The 2568-nt window shown below is 47.2% G+C and carries 3 protein-coding genes; all 3 read left to right on the forward strand.

The window, feature by feature from the left end; all coding sequences use genetic code 11:
• Positions 1 to 122 precede the first annotated feature (122 nt).
• Complete coding sequence (locus Q0294_RS09045) at positions 123 to 785, forward strand: ATP-binding cassette domain-containing protein (RefSeq protein WP_299463640.1); 663 nt, start codon at positions 123 to 125, stop codon at positions 783 to 785.
• Positions 782 to 1960, forward strand: a complete 1179-nt coding sequence (locus Q0294_RS09050) for an ABC transporter permease (RefSeq protein ID WP_299463643.1) — start codon at positions 782 to 784, stop codon at positions 1958 to 1960. The genes Q0294_RS09045 and Q0294_RS09050 overlap by 4 nt, the downstream gene beginning before the upstream one ends.
• 9 nt (positions 1961 to 1969) lie before the next feature.
• The coding region (locus Q0294_RS09055; RefSeq protein ID WP_299463646.1) for a metal ABC transporter substrate-binding protein at positions 1970 to 2568 on the forward strand (599 nt) is incomplete at its 3' end.

Here is a 2568-nt window from a genome sequence, read left to right on the forward strand (position 1 = left end):
CTGGATGAACAGCGATTACGATTTCAGACCAGTTTGAGAGAAGTGAATACGGAAGAATCGGACAATTCTGAAAACGGTCAACCCGAAACGAAGTCAGCAGATTCGAGTTCCTGATGATCCAGATGCAACAGCTTCAATTCCGTTATCCTCAATCACAGTTTCGGTTGAACATAGCTGATTTGAAAATCAAAGAGGCAGAAAAAGTCGCCGTGATTGGTCCCAGCGGTTGTGGTAAGACGACACTGTTGAATTTGATTTCAGGGATTCTGATTCCGAATCAGGGAACGCTGACTTCTTGCGGAATCAATTTGAAAACGCTGAATGACAGCCAGCGACGTGCCTATCGCATTTCCAGAATTGGTTTCGTTTTTCAGGAATTCGAATTGATCGATTATCTGAATGTCCATGAAAATATTCTGCTTCCATACTTTATTAATGGGACACTGCAACTGGATCAAAGTGTGCAGGATCGTGCCCGGGAACTGGCGACTTCTATGCAGATCGACCAGTATTTCCAGGCTCGAATCGACCAGATCTCGCAAGGGGAACGGCAGCGGGTCGCGATTTGTCGGGCGCTGTTACCTCAGCCTCACATCCTGTTAGCGGATGAGCCTACAGGAAACCTGGACCCGGCCAATAAGCGTTTGATTCGTGATTTGTTGATCGAACATGCGGCCAGTACGAAAGCCACTCTGATCATGGTGACTCATGATGACCGTCTGCTGGATCAGTTTGAGCGTACCATCGATATTGAAAGTTTTCATGAAGTGGTGGAAACGGCATGAATGGGATTCTCAGGCTGACATTTCGCTATTTAGCATATAACAGACTCAAAACAGTCACTCTGATTCTGTGTGTGTCGCTGGCTTTACTGCTCCCCGTTTTACTGCAATTTGGTGTTACTCAGTTTGAACAGGATTTAATGGCCAGAGCGCGCACGACTCCCCTGGTCGCAGGGGCCAAAGGGAGCCGATTCGATCTGGCGTTGCAGTCCATGTATTTCAGCCGCGCGGAGCTGGAACCCACAACCATGCAGGAAGTGGAAACGATCCAGGAAACAGACTATGCACTGCCGATTCCACTCTCAATCCGGTTCACTGCCCAGGGGGCTCCCATTGTGGGTACGACATTGGATTACTTCGAATTTCGAAAGCTGGTGGTCTCAGAAGGGACAAACCTGAGACGACTGGGAGACTGTGTCATCGGTGCCAACGTAGCGCAAAAGCGACAGTTAAAAGCGGGTGACCGTCTGATGTCGGACCCACTCAATGTGTTCGACCTTTCGGGGAATTATCCTCTGAAAATGCATGTGGTGGGCGTACTGGAAAAAGCGGGTTCTCCGGACGATGATGCCGTTTTTGTTGATTTAAAAACCGAATGGATTATCTCCGGAATTGGTCACGGACATCAGACAATTGACAACGAGACAGACAAAGATCTGGTATTGAAACAGGACGGTCAACGCGTCGTCGCGAATGCCGCCGTCCCGCAGTTCAATGAGGTGACCGATGAGAATCTGGCTTCGTTTCATTTTCATGGCCAGACCGGATCATTTCCTATCTCGTCGATCATTCTGGTCCCATTTAGTGAAAAATCGGAAGTCTTATTACTGGGGAAATATGATACAGATAACGCGACGTTGCAGTTGATTCGCCCGACAGAAATAGTTTATGAGTTGCTGCAAATGGTGTTTCGCGTCAAGCAATTATTTGACATGAATACATTGCTGGTTTCCGTTTCGGTGGGATTGTTACTGTCTTTGATTTTCGTGCTTTCGTTACGTCTGCGAAAACGGGAAAGGCAAACTATGTTTCAATTAGGTTGCAGCCGATCAACAATCTGGAAACTGCAACTGACCGAAATTATTTTAATTCTGGGAACCAGTTTGATCTTTGTTTTGGTCATTGCAGCCGCGTTTCGGGTTTATGCGTATCAGATGATGCGTTTTCTGTTTATTTAGTGATATTTGATGATGCAACGTATCTATTTATTCATAGCTTTGATTTCCGTGACGACGCTGTTTGCCTGTCAGCAGCAGGCACAGCAGGAAAAAAATCGTGCGACAGAAAATCAGACACCGCTTGTCGTCGTGGTCAATTATCCGCTGCAATTTATTGTGGAATCACTTGTCGGACCTGATGTCCAGGTTCTCAATCCCGTTCCACCCGATGCAGATCCCGAAACCTGGCTCCCCGATGATGCCATGATCCAGATCATTCAAAATGCGGATCTGATTGTGACTAACGGGGCCGACTTTGCCGACTGGGTCAAAAAACTGTCTCTCCCCCGTTCCAAAGTCTTAAGAACATCTCTCTCCCTGAAAGAGGCTCTGATTACCGTTCCCGATTTTGAAGTGCATAGTCATGGTGCAGGGGGAGCTCATTCACATGCGGGAACGGTTTCATTTATCTGGCTCGATCCAGATTTGATGCTCAGGCAGGCGGATGCGATTGCGTCTAAACTGATTCTGATGCTTCCCGGGCAGAAAGAAACGATCACAGCCAATCTGAAGAAACTGAAGGTTTCCTTAGAGACATTGAATCAAAAACTGGATCAGCTTCGTAATTC

This window comes from uncultured Gimesia sp. (assembly GCF_937919775.1).
GTDB lineage: Bacteria > Planctomycetota > Planctomycetia > Planctomycetales > Planctomycetaceae > Gimesia.